This is a genomic window from Nonomuraea fuscirosea (assembly GCF_035917475.1).
Classification (GTDB): domain Bacteria; phylum Actinomycetota; class Actinomycetes; order Streptosporangiales; family Streptosporangiaceae; genus Nonomuraea; species Nonomuraea fuscirosea.
The window spans coordinates 2,149,371-2,164,895 of the sequence record NZ_CP109074.1 but is presented as its reverse complement, the minus strand read 5'-3'; the positions used below and the strand labels follow the sequence as shown (position 1 = coordinate 2,164,895).

The 15,525-nt window shown below is 70.4% G+C and carries 13 protein-coding genes, 6 tRNA genes and 1 riboswitch; of the genes, 7 read left to right on the top strand and 12 right to left on the bottom strand.

Annotation, left to right across the window (positions count from 1 at the left end):
• Positions 1–142: 142 nt before the first annotated feature.
• The 11 genes from OIE67_RS09670 to OIE67_RS09620 form a co-directional block, all read right to left on the bottom strand.
• Positions 143–216 (bottom strand) — tRNA-Leu (locus OIE67_RS09670).
• A gap of 114 nt (positions 217–330) precedes the next feature.
• Positions 331–409 (bottom strand) — tRNA-Pro (locus OIE67_RS09665).
• Between the two features lie 217 nt (positions 410–626).
• Positions 627–1,718, bottom strand: coding sequence for a mechanosensitive ion channel family protein (locus OIE67_RS09660; RefSeq protein WP_326638715.1), 1,092 nt, complete (start codon positions 1,716–1,718; stop codon positions 627–629).
• A gap of 12 nt (positions 1,719–1,730) precedes the next feature.
• Positions 1,731–2,726 carry a ribonucleotide-diphosphate reductase subunit beta gene (locus OIE67_RS09655; protein WP_106234662.1) on the bottom strand — a complete coding sequence of 332 codons (996 nt, stop codon included), beginning with the start codon at positions 2,724–2,726 and terminating at the stop codon, positions 1,731–1,733.
• A gap of 12 nt (positions 2,727–2,738) precedes the next feature.
• Complete coding sequence (locus tag OIE67_RS09650) at positions 2,739–4,910, bottom strand: ribonucleoside-diphosphate reductase subunit alpha (RefSeq protein ID WP_326638712.1); 2,172 nt, start codon at positions 4,908–4,910, stop codon at positions 2,739–2,741.
• Positions 4,911–5,013: 103 nt separating this feature from the next.
• Positions 5,014–5,209, bottom strand: a riboswitch (cobalamin riboswitch).
• 4 nt (positions 5,210–5,213) lie between these two features.
• Positions 5,214–6,197, bottom strand: a complete 984-nt coding sequence (locus OIE67_RS09645; protein ID WP_326638710.1) for a Bug family tripartite tricarboxylate transporter substrate binding protein — start codon at positions 6,195–6,197, stop codon at positions 5,214–5,216.
• A 96-nt stretch (positions 6,198–6,293) separates the two neighbouring features.
• Entirely contained in the window at positions 6,294–7,070 is a 777-nt protein-coding gene (locus OIE67_RS09640) for an SAM-dependent methyltransferase (protein WP_245955522.1), read from the bottom strand.
• A 57-nt stretch (positions 7,071–7,127) separates the two neighbouring features.
• A complete protein-coding gene (gene glmS / locus OIE67_RS09635) occupies positions 7,128–8,948 on the bottom strand; it encodes a glutamine--fructose-6-phosphate transaminase (isomerizing) (RefSeq protein ID WP_106234656.1) in 1,821 nt (606 codons plus the stop codon).
• A gap of 11 nt (positions 8,949–8,959) precedes the next feature.
• The gene (locus tag OIE67_RS09630; RefSeq protein ID WP_326638706.1) at positions 8,960–9,235 is read right to left on the bottom strand and encodes a hypothetical protein; all 276 of its coding nucleotides are present in this window, start codon (positions 9,233–9,235) and stop codon (positions 8,960–8,962) included.
• 113 nt (positions 9,236–9,348) lie between these two features.
• Complete coding sequence (locus OIE67_RS09625; RefSeq protein ID WP_326638704.1) at positions 9,349–10,158, bottom strand: ABC transporter permease; 810 nt, start codon at positions 10,156–10,158, stop codon at positions 9,349–9,351.
• Complete coding sequence (locus tag OIE67_RS09620) at positions 10,148–10,954, bottom strand: ABC transporter ATP-binding protein (protein ID WP_326638702.1); 807 nt, start codon at positions 10,952–10,954, stop codon at positions 10,148–10,150. Before OIE67_RS09620 ends, OIE67_RS09625 begins: the two co-directional genes overlap by 11 nt.
• Positions 10,955–11,015: 61 nt before the next feature.
• Here OIE67_RS09620 and OIE67_RS09615 point away from each other — a divergent pair, with 61 nt between their 5' ends.
• The 7 genes from OIE67_RS09615 (at position 11,016) to OIE67_RS55400 (ending at position 14,702) form a co-directional block, all read left to right on the top strand.
• Entirely contained in the window at positions 11,016–11,624 is a 609-nt protein-coding gene (locus OIE67_RS09615; RefSeq protein ID WP_326638699.1) for a TetR/AcrR family transcriptional regulator, read from the top strand.
• A gap of 65 nt (positions 11,625–11,689) precedes the next feature.
• A complete protein-coding gene (locus OIE67_RS09610) occupies positions 11,690–13,882 on the top strand; it encodes an N-acetylmuramoyl-L-alanine amidase (RefSeq protein WP_326638697.1) in 2,193 nt (730 codons plus the stop codon).
• Positions 13,883–13,973: 91 nt separating this feature from the next.
• Positions 13,974–14,045, top strand: a tRNA-Gly gene (locus OIE67_RS09605).
• A gap of 15 nt (positions 14,046–14,060) precedes the next feature.
• Positions 14,061–14,131 (top strand) — tRNA-Cys (locus tag OIE67_RS09600).
• A 52-nt stretch (positions 14,132–14,183) separates the two neighbouring features.
• Positions 14,184–14,255 (top strand) — tRNA-Gly (locus OIE67_RS09595).
• Positions 14,256–14,274: 19 nt separating this feature from the next.
• Positions 14,275–14,346: transfer RNA gene (locus OIE67_RS09590), tRNA-Val, on the top strand.
• A 212-nt stretch (positions 14,347–14,558) separates the two neighbouring features.
• A complete protein-coding gene (locus tag OIE67_RS55400; RefSeq protein WP_407674891.1) occupies positions 14,559–14,702 on the top strand; it encodes a hypothetical protein in 144 nt (47 codons plus the stop codon).
• Here the strand turns inward: OIE67_RS55400 and OIE67_RS09585 are convergent.
• On the bottom strand, positions 14,646–15,428 hold the full coding sequence (locus OIE67_RS09585) for a DeoR/GlpR family DNA-binding transcription regulator (RefSeq protein ID WP_326638695.1): 783 nt from the start codon (positions 15,426–15,428) through the stop codon (positions 14,646–14,648). The genes OIE67_RS55400 and OIE67_RS09585 overlap by 57 nt on opposite strands.
• Positions 15,429–15,525: the final 97 nt, after the last annotated feature.

Below are 15,525 nucleotides of genomic sequence, written 5' to 3'. Positions count from 1 at the left end.
GTCGCCGCACGGCCTCGATCTTCGCCTGTCGCCTCCGGGTGCGCTCTGCAACGGCAGGCAAGCCTTGTTCAGTGGGCATCTCGACGTGTCCCCTTCTTCTGGGTCCCTCGCAGGGGGACGCAGAAGTTCAGGGTCTTCTCGGTGCCGCTCCAGGGATTCGAACCCTGAACCTCCGCCTCCTGAAGACGGCGCCTCTGCCAGTTGGGCCAGAGCGGCTGGGCCCCGGGCCTGGCTGGCGTGGGCCGTGCCCGGGGCGAGGGCCCGGTCCGGCCGAGGGGCGCCATTCCCATCGGCCAGGCCGTGGCCCGCGGCCCTTTCCTTTCAGGGCCGTGGTCCGAGCGGCAGGATTCGAACCTGCGATTCTCCTGCTCCCAGGGCAGGCGGGCTGACCAAACTGCCCCACGCTCGGAATGAAAAACAATCAGCCGCCCCGGACTTTCGTCCGGGACGGCTTTCCGGCGAACCCGTCGGGGGGTTATCCGGAAAGCCTCCGCCGCGGCGCGCACAGGGCGGGCGCGAGCGGCCGGTAGCTGGTCAGGACGGTCAGGTCGGTCACTTCTCGCTCTCCCTTCGTTCTCGCCGGCGGACGTTGTCCACGGTAAAGGGACGGTCGGGCGGCGTGCCACTTATTTATCGTCGACCTGTTCGCGGTGCCAGCCCGCGCTCACCTGGGTCTCGGGGAAGTCGACGCGGAATCGGGGCAGGGCGTCCGGGTAATTCTCCCGGACGAAGTTCACCAGGAATTCGCGGACGTCGCATTTGAGGTCCCATGAGGACGGCGAGTCGGCGGCGCTCATCAGGGCCCGCAGCTCCACCAGCCCGTTCGGCAGCACGTCGGTGACCTGGAGCGTCCAGTCCTTCTGGTCCCACAGCGGGTTCCCCTGGAGGAACTCGTACAGGGCGTCGCGGAGTTTCGGGACGGGGACGGCCCAGTCCACTCGCAGGTAGACCACGGCCAGGACGCGGCTGCCGTGGCGGGTCCAGTTCTCGAACGGGTTCTGGGTGAAGTACGACACCGGCAGCACGAGCCGCCGCTCGTCCCAGAGGCGCAGCACCACGTACGTGAGGGTGAGCTCCTCGATCCGTCCCCACTCCTTCTCGACCACGACCACGTCGTCGAGGCGGAGCGCGTCGCTGAAGGCGAGTTGCAGGCCGGCCAGCACGTTGCCGATGGTCGGCTGGGCGGCGATGCCGACGACGGCGCCCGCGATGCCGGCGGAGGCGAGCAGGCCGGCGCCGAGCGCGCGGACCTGCGGGAAGGAGAAGAGCATCGCGCCGACCGCGACCACGATGATGACCGCGGCGGCGATCCGGCGGACCAGCGCGATCTGCGTCATGATCCGCCGGGCCCGCCGGTTGCGCTCGCCTTCGACCAGCACCAGCCGATCGAGGACGACGTCCGTCAGCGCGTACGTGGCCTGCACGATCAGCCAGGTGACCGCCGCGATCGTGACCAGGCCGAGCACCCGCTCCACCGTGCCGGCCAGGCCCCGCTCGGCCGGGGAGTCGCCGAACATCCCCGGCCCGAACGCCGCGTTGGCGGCCACCGCGGCGGCCATCAGGAAGGCGGGCCACGTGCAGTGCTCCACAAGATGGCGGGCGAGCGCCCATTTAAGCCCGGCGCGGTTCAGCACCCGCCGGAGCACTTCCACCAGGAGGATCGATCCGACCACCGCGATGAGCAGGATCGGCCAGTCCGCCGGAGACTGCACGTTCATACCCCCAATGTCTTAAAACGTCTCGTCAAAGCTCACATTGCCCTCAACCGCCACTTGGTAAGCAGAGACACGCCGTTCGAAGAAGTTGGCCAGCTCCTGCACGTCCTGCAGCTCCATGAACGCGAAGGGGTTGGCCGAGCCGTAGCGCGGGGGCAGGCCCAGCCGGGTCAGCCGCTGGTCGGCGACGTATTCGAGGTACTGGCGCATCTGCTCGACACCCATGCCGGGCATGCCGTCGCCGCAGAGGTCCGCGGCGAAGGCGAGTTCGGCGGCGACCGCCTCCTCCAGCATGAGCGTGACCTGCTTGCCCAGCTCGTCGTCGAACAGCGACGGCTCCTCGGCGCGCACGGTGTCCACGACGCTGAACGCGAACTCCATGTGCATGGACTCGTCGCGGAAGACCCAGTTCGTTCCGGTGGCCAGGCCGCTGAGCAGGCCGCGGGAGCGGAACCAGTAGACGTAGGCGAACGCGCCGTAGAAGAACAGTCCCTCGATGCAGGCGGCGAAGCAGATGAGGTTCAGCAGGAACTGGCGGCGTTCCGCGGCGCTCTCCAGGCGGCGCAGGCCGTCGATGGAGTCGATCCACCGGAAGCAGAACTCGGCCTTGTCGCGGATCGAGGGGATGTGCTCGATCGCGGCGAACGCCTTGACCCGCTCGTCCGGGTCGGGCAGGTAGGTGTCGAGGAGGGTCAGGTAGAACTGCACGTGCACCGCCTCCTCGTAGAGCTGCCTGCTCAGGTAGAGGCGCGCCTCCGGGGCGTTGACGTGCTGGTAGAGGTTGAGCACGAGGTTGTTGGCCACGATCGAGTCGCCGGTGGCGAAGAAGGCGACCAGGCGGTTGATCAGGTGGCGTTCCTGCGGGGTCATCCTGGCCAGGTCGGCGAGGTCGTTGTGCAGGTCGACCTCCTCGACGGTCCAGGTGTTGCGGATGGCCGCGCGGAAGCGCTCGTAGAAGTCGGGGTAGCGCATGGGACGCAGGGTGAGGTCCATGCCGGGGTCGAGCAGCACGAAAGGGGCTCCTTACTGGCAGGCTTCGCAGGTTTCCGGGTTCTCCAGCGAGCACGCGACCGCCTCGGCCGGCAGAGCGGCCGAGGTGGCCGTCACCGTGGTCTGGGCGATGCGGGTCGCGGGGCGGGAACGCAGGTAGTACGTGGTCTTCAGGCCGCGCTTCCAGGCGTAGGCGTACATCGAGGAGAGCTTGCCGATGGTCGGGCTGGCCATGAACAAGTTGAGCGACTGCGACTGGTCGATGTACGGCTGGCGCGCGGCGGCCAGGTCGATCAGCGCCTTCTGCGGCAGCTCCCAGGCGGTGCGGTAGAGCACCTTGAGGTCCTCGGGGATGCCGGGCACCGCCTGCACCGAGCCGTCGGCCCGCTTGAGGTCGTCGCGCAGTTGCTGCGTCCACAGCCCGCGCGCCTGGAGGTCGGCCACCAGATACCGGTTGACCTGGAGGAACTCACCCGACAGGGTCTCGCGCTTGAACACGTTGGAGACCTGGGGCTCGATGCACTCGTAGCAGCCGGCGATGGAGGCGATGGTCGCGGTGGGCGCGATGGCGATCATCAGCGAGTTGCGCAGGCCGGTACGCGCGATCTTGTCCCGCAACGCGTCCCAGCGCGCCGAGCCGGCCGCCGCGTAGTGGTCGGGGTGCAGGACTCCGGCGGCGGCGCGCGTGTCGGCGTACGACGGGTGCCGGCCGCGTTCCGCCGCGAGGTCGGCCGAGGTGTCGTACGCGGCCAGCGCGATCTCCTCGGCGATCCTGGTGGACAGCTCCAGCGCGCGCGGCGAGTCGAACGGCAGCCGCAGCGTGAAGAACACGTCGGCCAGCCCCATGACGCCGAGCCCGATCGGCCGCCACCGCCGGTTGGCCGCTCCGGCCTCGGGCGTCGGGTAGAAGCCGAGGTCGATGGTGCGGTCGAGGAAGCGCACGGCCGTGCGCACGGTGCCGCGCAGCCGCTCCCAGTCCACGTCCCCGCCGGTCAGGTGGGCCGCCAGGTTGACCGAGCCGAGGTTGCACACCGCCGTCTCCGCGTCGCTGGTGACCTCCAGGATCTCGGTGCACAGGTTCGACAGGTGGATGACATTCCCGGGGCGGGCGGTCTGGTTGGAGGTGCGGTTGGCGGCGTCCTTGAAGGTCATCCAGCCGTTGCCGGTCTGGGCGAGGGTGCGCATCATCCGGCCGTAGAGGGTACGCGCCGGGATTTGCCTGACATATCGCCCGGCGGCCTCATAGGCGCGATATTTCGCGTCGAACTCCGCCCCGTACAGGTCCGTGAGGTCGGGCACCTCCTTCGGGTCGAACAGCGACCACACCTCGTCGGCCTCGACCCGCCGCATGAACTCGTCCGGCACCCAGTTGGCCAGGTTGAGGTTGTGGGTACGGCGGGCGTCCTCGCCGGTGTTGTCGCGCAGTTCGAGGAACTCCTCGATGTCGGCGTGCCAGGTCTCCAGGTAGACGCAGGCCGCGCCCTTGCGCCGCCCGCCCTGGTTGACCGCCGCCACGGAGGAGTCGAGCGTACGCAGCCAGGGGACGATGCCGTTGGAGTGACCGTTCGTGCCCCTGATGAGGGAGCCGCGCGAGCGCACCCGGGTCCACGAGACGCCGATGCCGCCCGCGTACTTGGACAGCCTGGCCACCTGCCCGTACCGGTCGTAGATGGCTTCGAGCTCGTCGCGCGGCGAGTCGAGCAGGAAGCAGGACGACAGCTGCGGGCGGCGCGCGCCGGAGTTGAACAGGGTCGGCGAGCTGGGCAGGTACGACAGCGTCGACATCAACCCGTACAGCTCGGCCGCCTCGGCGACGCTCTCCGACAGCCCGCAGGCCACTCGGAGCAGGAAGTGCTGGGGTCGCTCCAGCACCGCCCGGCTCTCGGGATGGCGCAGCAGGTAGCGGTCGTAGACCGTGCGCAGCCCGAAGTACTCGAAGCGGTCGTCCGCGTCGTCCGGCACCAGCGCGTCCAGCTCGGCGGCGTGCGCGGCGACGAAGTCGGCCAGCCCGTCCTGGACGAGCCCGGCCGCGTGGGTGGCGGCGATCGACTCGGAGAACGACCGCACCCCCTGCCCGGCGGCCTCGTCGGCGATCTCCTCGGCCAGCAGCCGGGCGGCGACCCGGGAGTTGGCCGGGTCGGCGATCACCCGGGCGGCGGCCTCCTCGATGGCCAGGCGGCGGTCAACCTCAACGATCTGAGTCACGTGCTCTCTCTCCTCGCGAGCTCATCCCCGTGAGGGCACGCGAGAGCACGACGGCCAGGAGTCTCCCCCGCCGCGGCGCGCTCCGGCCCGCCCTCGAGGCCCTGAACACTTCACACCGCTGGCAGGTCTTCGGGCTCGCGGGCGTGCTCGATGGCTCCTACTGGCCGTCGCTTCCCGGATCTCTCCAGTGCGTATGACGGCGGTCGTTCCCGCTCACCGCTGCGGGGCAGCCCCGGAATTGCACCGGGTTCCCTTTTGCTCCGCCTCAGGAGAGGCGAACCAGCGACGACCAGGATCCTACATCTAGTGGCCGTTCCCGCAACTACCCCAGCATGTTGTGGCTTTGGTGGCGTCGATCAGGCCGAGGTCGCGTAGTGTCGCGCGGGTGCGGGCGATCTCCGTGCCGAGCCAGAGCGCGAAGTCGTCGCCCGCCAGCGGGATCGCCAGCCACCCCGCGGTCCGGCAGGCGGCCTCCCACGCCCTCGATCCCAGCACTTCGTCGCACATGCGCACGGCCGCCTCGCGCCGCTCGGCGGGCATGTCGTCGGGCCCGAACGCGGCCACCCAGTCGGCGAAGTCCACCCGTACGCCGCATTCGAGCAGCGTCGGCGCGTCGAGGTCGGGCACGCGCCGGGCCGAGGACACCGCGAGCGCCCTGACCCGGCCGCGGCCGATGCCGGTGCGCCAGTTGGACAGGGGGCCGGCGGCGGCGGTGGCCCGGCCGGCCAGCAGTGCGGCGACGGCCTCCCCGCTGCTCGGATAGCCGGTGTAGTCGACCTTCCTGGTGTCGGCGCCGAGAGCCTTGGCGATCAGGCCGAACAGCAGGTGGTCGGGCTCGCCCTGCGGGCCGCCGGTCAGCAGGGTCCGGCCGGGGCCGGCCAGCAGCCGGGCGCTGAAGTCGTCGAAGTCGCGCAGCGGCGAGCCGTCGGGCACGACCACCACCTCGGCCTCGCCGCTGAGCCTGGCCAGCGGGGTGCCGGTGTCGAGCAGGCTCTGGCCGTTGTTCAGCTCGGCCGCGGTGAGCGCGGGCAGGCCGGTCACGGTGATCATCGAGCCGGCGCCCAGGCCGGTGCCCGCCTCGAACCCGGCCGCGCGGGCCGCGCCGGCGAACGCCTGCCCGACGCGGGCCCAGCGCCGCCGGTCGGAGTTGATCGAGAATCCGGTACGCGGTGCGGCCAGGCGCTCACCGGCGCGCTCGACGCCGCACCCGGCGGCGCAGGCCGCCAGGCCGAGGCCCCAGGCGATGAACCCCCGGCGGCGCATGAACGTGCTGCCCGAATCCCCCATTACTCTATGTTATTAACCCATTACGAGCGGCCATACACCGGGGTCTTGACCACACGCAAAATCACTATTTTTGCCGCTTTTTCATGATTTTTGGGCTTATCTGACTTTCTTTCCGACTCCCGCCATGAGGGACGACGGCAGCGACCAGTCACCCACCAGTTTGGGCCGGTCGGGACGCCAGTCGGTGGCCTGCACGAGCCCCGGCGGCTCCAGCGGGAAATCGCCGAAGAACGCCCGGATCTGCGCCGGGGTGCGGTCGGCCCCGTTGCGGCCCGACGACCCCCGCTGAACGCTCCTGGCCCGCTCCTCGTCCCCGATGCGCCCGAGCGTCGTGGCGTGCGAGATCACCAGATGACTGCCCGGCGCCATCCGTTCGCGCAGGGCGGCCACCGCCCGCTGCGGGTCCCGTTCGTCCGGCAGGAAGTGCAGGATCGACACCATCAGCACGGCCACCGGCCGGTCGAGGTCGAGGAACTCACCCGCCCCCGCCAGCACCGCGTCGGGATCGAGCAGGTCGGCCTGGACGAAACAGGCCCTGCCCGGCGAGCGCCGGAGCAGGACCGTGGCGTGGGCGGCGACGACGGGATCGCGGTCGACGTAGACGACCCTGGCCTCCGGCGCCACCTCGTGCGCGCTGCCCTGGGTCGGCAGCCCGCTGCCGAGGTCGATGAACTGGGTGACCCCGGCACGGGCCACATAACGTACGGCACGCTGGAGGAAGGCCCGGTTCGCCCGGGCCAGCGGGACCGCCTCCGGGATCAGCTCCGCCAGGTGATCGATGGCCTGGCGGTCGACCGCGTAGTTGTCCTTCCCACCGAGCATGTAGTCGTACATGCGTGCGGGATGGGGCCGGTGTTGGTCGAACTGCCGCACAGTTTGAATTTATGCCGTCCGCAGCGAGATAACGATAGTTTGGCCCGAATTAGACTCTTACTCGACCGTAACGCTCTTGGCGAGATTGCGTGGCTTGTCCACGTCGCGGCCGAGCGCGACGGCGGCGTAATAGGCGAGGAGCTGCAGCGGGATCGTCAGCAGGATGGGGTCGAGCTCGATCTCGTTCTTCGGGATGACGATGACGTCGTCGGCCAGCTTGGCGTCGGGCGCGCGGTGGCCGACCATGAGCACCCGGCCGCCGCGGGCGCGGATCTCGCCGAGCGTGGTGAGGTTCTTGTCGAGCAGCTCGTCGTCGGGCACGATCGCCACCGTCGGCATCTCGGGGCCGATCAGGGCGAGCGGGCCGTGCTTGAGCTCGCTGGCCGGGTAGGCCTCGGCGTGCACGTACGAGATCTCCTTGAGCTTCTGCGCGCCCTCACGGGCCACCGGGTAGCCCCGCACGCGGCCGACGAACATCATGCTCGGGTGCGGCGCGTACTTCTTGGCCAGCTCCGCGATCTCCTCGCCCTGGGCGAGGATCTGCTCGATCTGGCCGGGCAGCCGGCGCAACCCGTCCACGATGCGCCGCCCGTCGGCGGGCGACAGGTCGCGCACCCGGCCCAGGTGCAGCGCCAGCAGCGCGAACGCCACCGAGGTCGAGGTGAACGCCTTGGTCGAGGCCACCGACACCTCGGGGCCCGCGTGCAGGTAGATGCCGCCGTCGACCTCGCGGGCGATGGCGCTGCCCACGGCGTTGACGATGCCGATGACCCGGCCGCCCTTGCGCTTGAGCTCCTGTACGGCGGCGAGCGTGTCGTAGGTCTCCCCCGACTGGCTGATCGCGACGTAGAGCGTGTCGGGGTCGACGACCGGGTTGCGGTAGCGGAACTCGCTGGCCGGCTCGGCGTCGGCCGGGATGCGGGCCAGCTCCTCGATGAGCTGCGCCCCGATCTGCCCCGAGTAGTACGCCGACCCGCAGCCGATGATCTTCACCTGGCGGAAGCCGCGCGTCTCGCGGGCGTCCATGTTGAGCCCGCCCAGGTGGGCGACGTGGAAGCGCTCGTCGAGCCGCCCGCTCATGGTGCGGGTGATCGTCTCGGGCTGCTCGGAGATCTCCTTGAGCAGGTAGTGCTCGTAGCCGCCGGTGTCGTAGTGGCCGGCGTCCCAGTCGACGGTCAGCGGTTCCTTGGCCGTCTCGCGGGCGTCGCTGGCGAAGGTGTGGAAGCCGTCGGCCTTGAGCACGGCCAGCTCGCCGTCCTCCAGGTGGACGACCTGACGGGTGTAGCGGACCAGCGCGGCCACGTCGGAGGCGGCGAACATCTCCTTCTCGCCGATGCCCAGCACGATCGGGCTGCCGTTGCGGGCCACGACCACCTCGCCGGGCCGCTGGGAGTCGATCACGGCGATGCCGTACGTGCCCACGACGCTCTTGAGCGTCTTCCTGACCGCCTCCTCCAGCGACTCGTTCTCGTCGGCGGCGTGCGCGATCAGGTGCGCGAGCACCTCGGTGTCCGTCTCGGAGGCGAACACCACGCCGTCGGCCTCCAGCTTGGCGCGCAACTCTCCGGCGTTCTCGATGATGCCGTTGTGCACGACCGCGATGCGCTCGTCCGCGGACAGGTGCGGATGCGCGTTGACGTCACTCGGCACGCCGTGCGTGGCCCAGCGGGTGTGCCCGATGCCGAGGCCGCCCTTGAACCTGGCCGGCACGACCTTGGCCAGGTCGGCCACCCGGCCCTTGACCTTGCGCACCTTGAGGCCCTTGTTGGACACGACGACCCCCGCCGAGTCGTAGCCCCGGTATTCGAGCCGCTGCAAGCCCTCCAGCAGGATGGGCGCGGCGTCCTTGGGGCCGACGTAGGCCACGATTCCGCACATCGAGGTCTCCTCTATCCGTAAACGATCCTGCGAAGCTGCCGCAGCGACAGCTCCGGCGCCGCCACCCGGCGGCCGTGTAACTCGCCGGCGATCCTGGGGAAGATCTCGTCGTTGGTGAATCCCCTGGCCTTCAGCTCCCCGTGACGGCGGCGGACGAACTCCTCGGCCGATTCGGAGAAGTAGGACAGCACGTCGGCGACCACGCGGGCCGCCTCGCCAGGACCGAGCGGGCTCGTCCTCGTGAGGTGGGCGATGAGATCTTCGTACGGATGCCGTGTCGTGGACACAGACGAGGACACTACGGCTCTGGAGTGAGACACGCCAACATCCTGCCCGATATCGGGCAGGAATTAACGCCAGACGACCCCGGAACGTCCTCAGCCCTCGGCCGAAGCGGACGTCAGAGGGTCGCGGAACGGCCCCAGCCCCGGCTGAAGCGGCGGCAGGCGAAGGCTCCGGCGGCCACGCCGAGCCCGGCGAGCACCGCGGCCGGACCTGCCGTGCCCGCCACGTCACCCCTGACGGCGGCCTGCAGCATGGTCGTGGCCCAGTAGCCGGGCGAGACGGGCGCGACGGCCTGCGCCCAGGCGGGCATCAGCGCGTACGGGACCAGCGCCCCGCCCAGCGCGCTGACCGACAGGGCGGCGATGTTGCACAACGTGCTCAGCTCGCCCTGGCTGCGCACGACGCCGGCCACGGCCGTGCCCAGGCACAGCAGCGCGAAGCACCACGCGGCCACGGCGAGCGCCAGCGGCCAGAGCGGCCCTGCCGGGCGCATGCCGACCACGAGCACCCCGTACGCCAGCAGCACGGCCTGCTGGACGACGAGCACGCCGAAGACCGGCAGCGCCTTGCCGATCATGATCTCGGGGATCCTGGCGCGGGTGGCGCGCAGGCGGTCCCAGGTGTGCCAGGTGCGCTCCGTGAGGGTGGCGGTGGCGACGTCGGCCATCGACAGCACCGAGAACATCACCAGCAGCCCGGTCACCGCCTGGGTGGCCTCGCCGAGCATGCCCTTGAAGACGAGCATGAGCACCATCGGCATGACGAGGTAGCTGACGAAGTGGGCGGGATCGCGCCGGCGCAGCAGCACGTTGTGCCCGGCCAGCACGGCGATCCGGCGCAGCGACGCTCGCAGGGCCACCGGCCGGCCGCCTCCGGCGATGCGGCTCGGCGCGGCCGGGTGGCGGCTCGGGGCTTCAGGTGGCATGTGACAGCTCCCGGTAGAGGTCGTCGAGGGATGGCCGGCGGATGTCGATGCCGAGCACCGGCCGGTCGAGGTCGCGCAGCAGCTCGACGAGGGTGGCGGTGGGATCGGTGGTCGCCACGGCGATCTCCGCCGCGCCCTCCACGGTCACCCTGACCTCGCCCGGCAGGTCCCGCAGCAGGTCGGCGGCGGCGCCTCTGGCGATCACCCGCCCGTTCCCGGCCACCGCGACCGTGGCCGCCAGCTCGGTCAGCTCCGGCAGGTAGTGGGTGCAGTAGACGACGGCGGCCCCGCCCTGCGCCCGGCGGCGTACGGCGGCGAGCAGCGCGGCGCGCGTCTCCGGGTCGGCGCCCGCGGTGGGCTCGTCGAGGAGCAGCACCTCCGGCTCCGGCAGGAGGGCGGTGGCGGCCTGGGTGCGGCGCTGCTGGCCGCCGGAGAGCACGCCGACCCGCCGGTCGAGCACCTCGGTGAGGGCCAGCTCCTCCGCCGTGCTCTCCACGGCCGCGGTCAGGGCCCGGCCGCGCAGCCCGGCCAGGCCGCCGAAGAGCCGCAGCGTCTCGCGTACGGTGACGCTCGGGTAGAGCGCGAGGTGCTGCGGGGCCATCCCCACGTCGCCCTCGACCCGCACCCGCCCCGCGTCCGGCGTGGTGAGGCCGGCGGCGATCTCGAAGAACGTCGTCTTGCCCGCCCCGTTGTGCCCGACCAGGCCCGCGATCTCACCGGGCCGCACCCGCAGGTCGAAGCCGTCGAGTGCGACGACCCCGCCGTAGCGCTTGACCAGTCCTTCGGCTGCCAGCATGACGACCCGCCCTTCTCGGTCTACGTCGTAGACTGATTGCTCTACACTGTAGACTGCGGTCGTGCGGAAGCTCAAGACCTCGCGGCAGCCGGAGATCCTCGACGCGGCGCTCGCCATCGCCGACGAGCGCGGGCTCGAGGCCCTGTCCATGCGGGCCGTGGCGGAGCGGGTCGGGGTGACGCCCATGGCCCTCTACGGCTATTTCCGCAACAAGGACGAGCTGCTCGACGCCCTGGTGGGGCGGCTGCTCACCGGGCTGACCCCGTCCGAGGCGGCGGGCACGGGGCAGGAGCGGCTGTCCGAGATCGCGTGGGCGACCCGGCGGCTGGCCAGGGAGCATCCCGCGGTCTTCCCGCTGCTGCTCTTCCGGGCCTCGGTGACGTCCGACGGGGTGCGCGTGGTGGATCTGATCTACCAGGCGCTGCTCGACGCGGGGGTGCCGGAGGCGGACGTGCCCAGGATCGAGCGACTGGTGAGCACGTTCGTGCTGGGGTTCGCGATCTCCGAGGTGAACGGGCGCTTCTCCAGCGCCTCGGACGAGTCGCGGACGCGGCGGGGGGCCGATCTGCCCGCGCATCGGCGCTTGGCGGGGCATCTGGCGGCCGATGACTGGGATGCCGAGTTCGCAGCGGATCTGGCAGATCTCATGCGTATCATCCGACCCGTCTGACACATCCCTTTCCGGGGCATGGTTACGGTGAGTAGTCGTTCCGTGACATTCCTGGGGAGATGTTCATGCACCTCTGGCTGGCCGCCGCCCTGGCCGCAGGCACCCTCACCACACCCACCGCCCTCCCGCCCTTGGAGCGGCCGCTCACCGGGACGGCCTTCGGGACGACGGCTTCGGGAACGACCGCCTACGGGACGGTGGCCTCAGGGCGGCAGGCCGATTTCGCCGCCGCCGCGCGGGAGTTCGGGGTGCCGGAGAGCGTGCTGCTCGGGGTGGCCTACCTGGAGTCGCGGTGGGACGCGAACGGCGGGCGGCCCAGCACGTCGGGCGGCTACGGGCCGATGCACCTGATCGACGCCTTCCCCGCCGACGCGCTCGGGCACGGCCACCTGATCGGGGACGCCCTCGGTGACCCCCGGGGAGACGACGCCAGGCCCATGTCCCGTACGCTCGCCGATCACGGCGCGCTGCGCACAGCCCCTGGCCCCGCCCCCTTGACGACCCTGCCCGAGGCCGGTCGCCTCGCGGGCGTGCAGCCCGCCCGGCTGCGGACCGACCCGGCCGCCAACATCCGCGCCGGCGCCGCGCTGCTCGCCTCCTACCAGGACCGGCCCAGCTCCGATCCGGCCGACTGGTACGAGGCCGTGGCCAAGTACGCGGGCACGGATGACGCCGTGGCGGCGGGGGCGTTCGCGGACGAGGTGTTCGCGGTGATGCGGGAAGGGGTGCGGCGGCGTACCGATGACGGATATTTCGTCCGGCTCGACCCCGTGGACGTGGCACCGGGCGGGAAGTCGGCGGCGGGCGAACGCGCCGGGACCGCCGTACAGGCGGCCCCGGACGCCCCTGATGCCCTGAACGCCCCGAACGTCCTGCATGCCCCTCCTGCCACTGACGCCCACAGCAACGCCGACACTTCCGGCACTTCGGCGGATTCGGATATGCCGGAAACGGAGAGCGACGACTTCGGTGACGACGAGCCCTTGGACTTCGACCTGGACCCGGAGCTGAGCTGGGACGGAGAGGCCGAGCCCGAGTTGTCCGCCCTGCCGAAGCAGCAGAAGCCGGGCCAGGCCGAGTGCCCGTCCACGCTCACCTGCGAATGGATGCCGGCCGCGTACAAGCGCTTCGGCAAGAAGAAGGACCGCGACTACGGCAACCACGACCGCCTGGCCCGCACCCGCGCGGTCGACTACATCGTCATCCACGACACCGAGGGCTCCTACGCGGGCATCCCCTCCATGATCCGTAACCCCAAGTACGTGAGCTGGCACTACACGATCCGCTCCCGTGACGGACACGTCGCCCAGCACGTGAAGACGAACGACATCGCCTGGCACGCGGGCAACTGGGACGTCAACACCCGCTCGATCGGCATCGAGCACGAGGGTTACCTGGCCAAGGGCGGCGCCTGGTACACCGAGGCGATGTACCGCTCGTCGGCCAGGCTGGTCAAACACCTGGCGGCCAAGTACCACATCCCGCTCAACCGGGCTCACATCCTCGGCCACGACAACGTTCCGGGCACGACCCCGCAGACGGTGGCCGGCATGCACGAGGACCCCGGCCCCTACTGGGACTGGGCCCACTACTTCGCCCTCATGGGCAAGCCCTTCAAGGCCGCGAAGGACGGCGACTCGGTGATCATCCGGCCGTCGTACACCACCAACCGGCCCCGCTTCACCGGCTGCGTGACCACGAAGCCCGAGCAGGCCTGCCCCGCCCACGGCGCCGCCACCGTCTGGCTGCACAAGTCGCCCAGCCACACCGCTCCCCTCGTCACCGACCTGGGCAAACACCCGGGCAAGCCGAGCACGTACAGCGTGTACGACCACAGCGCCCGCGCCTCCACCGGGCAGCGCTTCGCCGTCGCGGCCCGGCAGGGCGACTGGACGGCCATCTGGTACCTGGGGCAGAAGGCGTGGTTCCACAATCCGGCCTCCGCACCGACCGCCGTCCCCGCCAAGGGGCCCATGGTGACGCCGACGTCGGGGCGGGTGAAGGTGTACGGGCGGGCATATCCGGAGAAGTCGGCCTACAAGAGCGCGGCCTACCAGGCTCTGACACCGCTCAAGTACACGATCGAGCCGGGCCAGACGTACACGGTGGGCGACACGGTCACCGGCTCGTACTATGCCGCGAACGCCTTCCGCGCGTCCAAACACGTCACCACCACCGGCAAGACGCGGTACTACCAGATCCAGCTGGGTCATCGGGTGATGTTCGTGATGACCGGCGACGTCCGTCTGATCAGCTGAATTCCCGGCCACGGCCCTGACGGTGCGCACGGGCACTCCGCGGAGACGATATGGTTTTCCCGTGGCCCGGCGCACGTCGCCGGAGATTCACGCGGAAGTGGCTCAGTGGTAGAGCATCACCTTGCCAAGGTGAGGGTCGCGGGTTCGAATCCCGTCTTCCGCTCGGAGCAAGACTCCTGGTGGAGTGGCCGAGAGGCGAGGCAGCGGCCTGCAAAGCCGTCTACACGGGTTCAAATCCCGTCTCCACCTCGATGACCGGCGGACCCTCCGGGATCCGGTAAAGTAAAAGACGCGTCATCACGCGGAAGTGGCTCAGTGGTAGAGCATCACCTTGCCAAGGTGAGGGTCGCGGGTTCGAATCCCGTCTTCCGCTCTGAGTTCCAACTCAATACGGACGATTAGCTCAGCGGGAGAGCGCTTCCCTGACACGGAAGAGGTCACTGGTTCAATCCCAGTATCGTCCACCTGACTCCACCGGCCGGATGTGATTTCGGCCGACCGGAGCTACCAGCCCCAGCTCATGGCCTGTGCCGAGAGTCTGGGGCTTCTTGTTGTTCCGGTCGATCACGAATACGGCACTTCCCCCGAGGAGCGGCTCGAACGTGGAGAGAGCTCTTGATGAGTGACGAGTTCCGGTCGCTGTGGCTCAAGACGCCGGCGGGCCTTCCGCCTGGAGATGAGCGATTCCTCTGGTGTCGAGGACGAAGCGGGGCCGTTTCGCCGGTGGCTCCTGGGCGAGCCGGACGACCAAGCGTGGCCGGCTTCACGAGCCCGCGACGACGACCGTTCTGACCCCTCTCACGGTGAACGGCTGAAGTGACTCCTCCGTGGCAGCCGCGTCCGTGACCAGGGTCCAGGCGCCGGGGGCGGCCGGCATGCGGGCCCAGGCGTGGAACGGGCGGCGGCCCAGCTTGGCGGCGTGGACGAGCAGGTAGACGTGGCGTGAGCGCTCCATCATCAGCTCCTTGAACCGGGTCTGCTGGAGGCTCGCCTCGCAGATCCCCTCCTCCGCCGTCACCCCGTCGGCGCCCAGGAACACGCGGTCGAACGTCATCCGGCTCAGCGCCGCCTCCGCCAGGGGGCCCACGAAGCCCTGGCTGACGTGGCGGAGCGTGCCGCCGAGGCATTCGACGTGCACGCCCGTCGCCCCGGCCAGCTCCTGCAGGGCGTTCAGGCCGGTGGTGGCGACCGTCAGGTCCACCGCGTGGCGCAGCTCGTGCGCCAGGGCGCCCGTGGTCGAGCCGGAGTCGAGCAGGACGGTCTCACCGGGACGGATCTGGGCGGCGGCCCAGGCGGCGATGGCGCGCTTGGCCTCGAACGCCTCCCCGATGCGCTGCCGCAGCGACGCCTCCGGGTGGGTGACCACCGCCATCGCGCCGCCGTAGGTGCGCGCCAGCAGGCCCGCCGCCTTCAGGTGGGCCAGGTCACGGCGGATGGTGGAGGCCGTCACGCCCAGCTGGGCCGACAGCTCCTCGACGCTGGCCAGCCCGGTGGTGGTGGCCAGGCGGACGATCTCGTCGCGTCTGGCCTGCGCCGCACGGCCCATCGGTGACGGTCCTCTCCCTCACAACCCTGCGCGTCCTTCGCAACTGTTGCGCGCCCTTCACGACCCCTGCGCGCGCCTCACGACCCCCTGCGCGTGC

What these genes read in the sequence shown, in the direction of transcription:
- OIE67_RS09660 (WP_326638715.1), bottom strand. Translation starts at nt 1,718, where the DNA reads ATGAACGTGCAGTCTCCGGCGGACTGGCCGATCCTGCTCATCGCGGTG.
- OIE67_RS09645 (WP_326638710.1), bottom strand. Translation starts at nt 6,197, where the DNA reads ATGGGGGATTCGGGCAGCACGTTCATGCGCCGCCGGGGGTTCATCGCC.
- glmS (WP_106234656.1), bottom strand. Translation starts at nt 8,948, where the DNA reads ATGTGCGGAATCGTGGCCTACGTCGGCCCCAAGGACGCCGCGCCCATC.
- OIE67_RS09625 (WP_326638704.1), bottom strand. Translation starts at nt 10,158, where the DNA reads ATGCCACCTGAAGCCCCGAGCCGCCACCCGGCCGCGCCGAGCCGCATC.
- OIE67_RS09620 (WP_326638702.1), bottom strand. Translation starts at nt 10,954, where the DNA reads ATGCTGGCAGCCGAAGGACTGGTCAAGCGCTACGGCGGGGTCGTCGCA.
- OIE67_RS09610 (WP_326638697.1), top strand. Translation starts at nt 11,690, where the DNA reads ATGCACCTCTGGCTGGCCGCCGCCCTGGCCGCAGGCACCCTCACCACA.
- OIE67_RS55400 (WP_407674891.1), top strand. Translation starts at nt 14,559, where the DNA reads ATGAGCGATTCCTCTGGTGTCGAGGACGAAGCGGGGCCGTTTCGCCGG.
- OIE67_RS09585 (WP_326638695.1), bottom strand. Translation starts at nt 15,428, where the DNA reads ATGGGCCGTGCGGCGCAGGCCAGACGCGACGAGATCGTCCGCCTGGCC.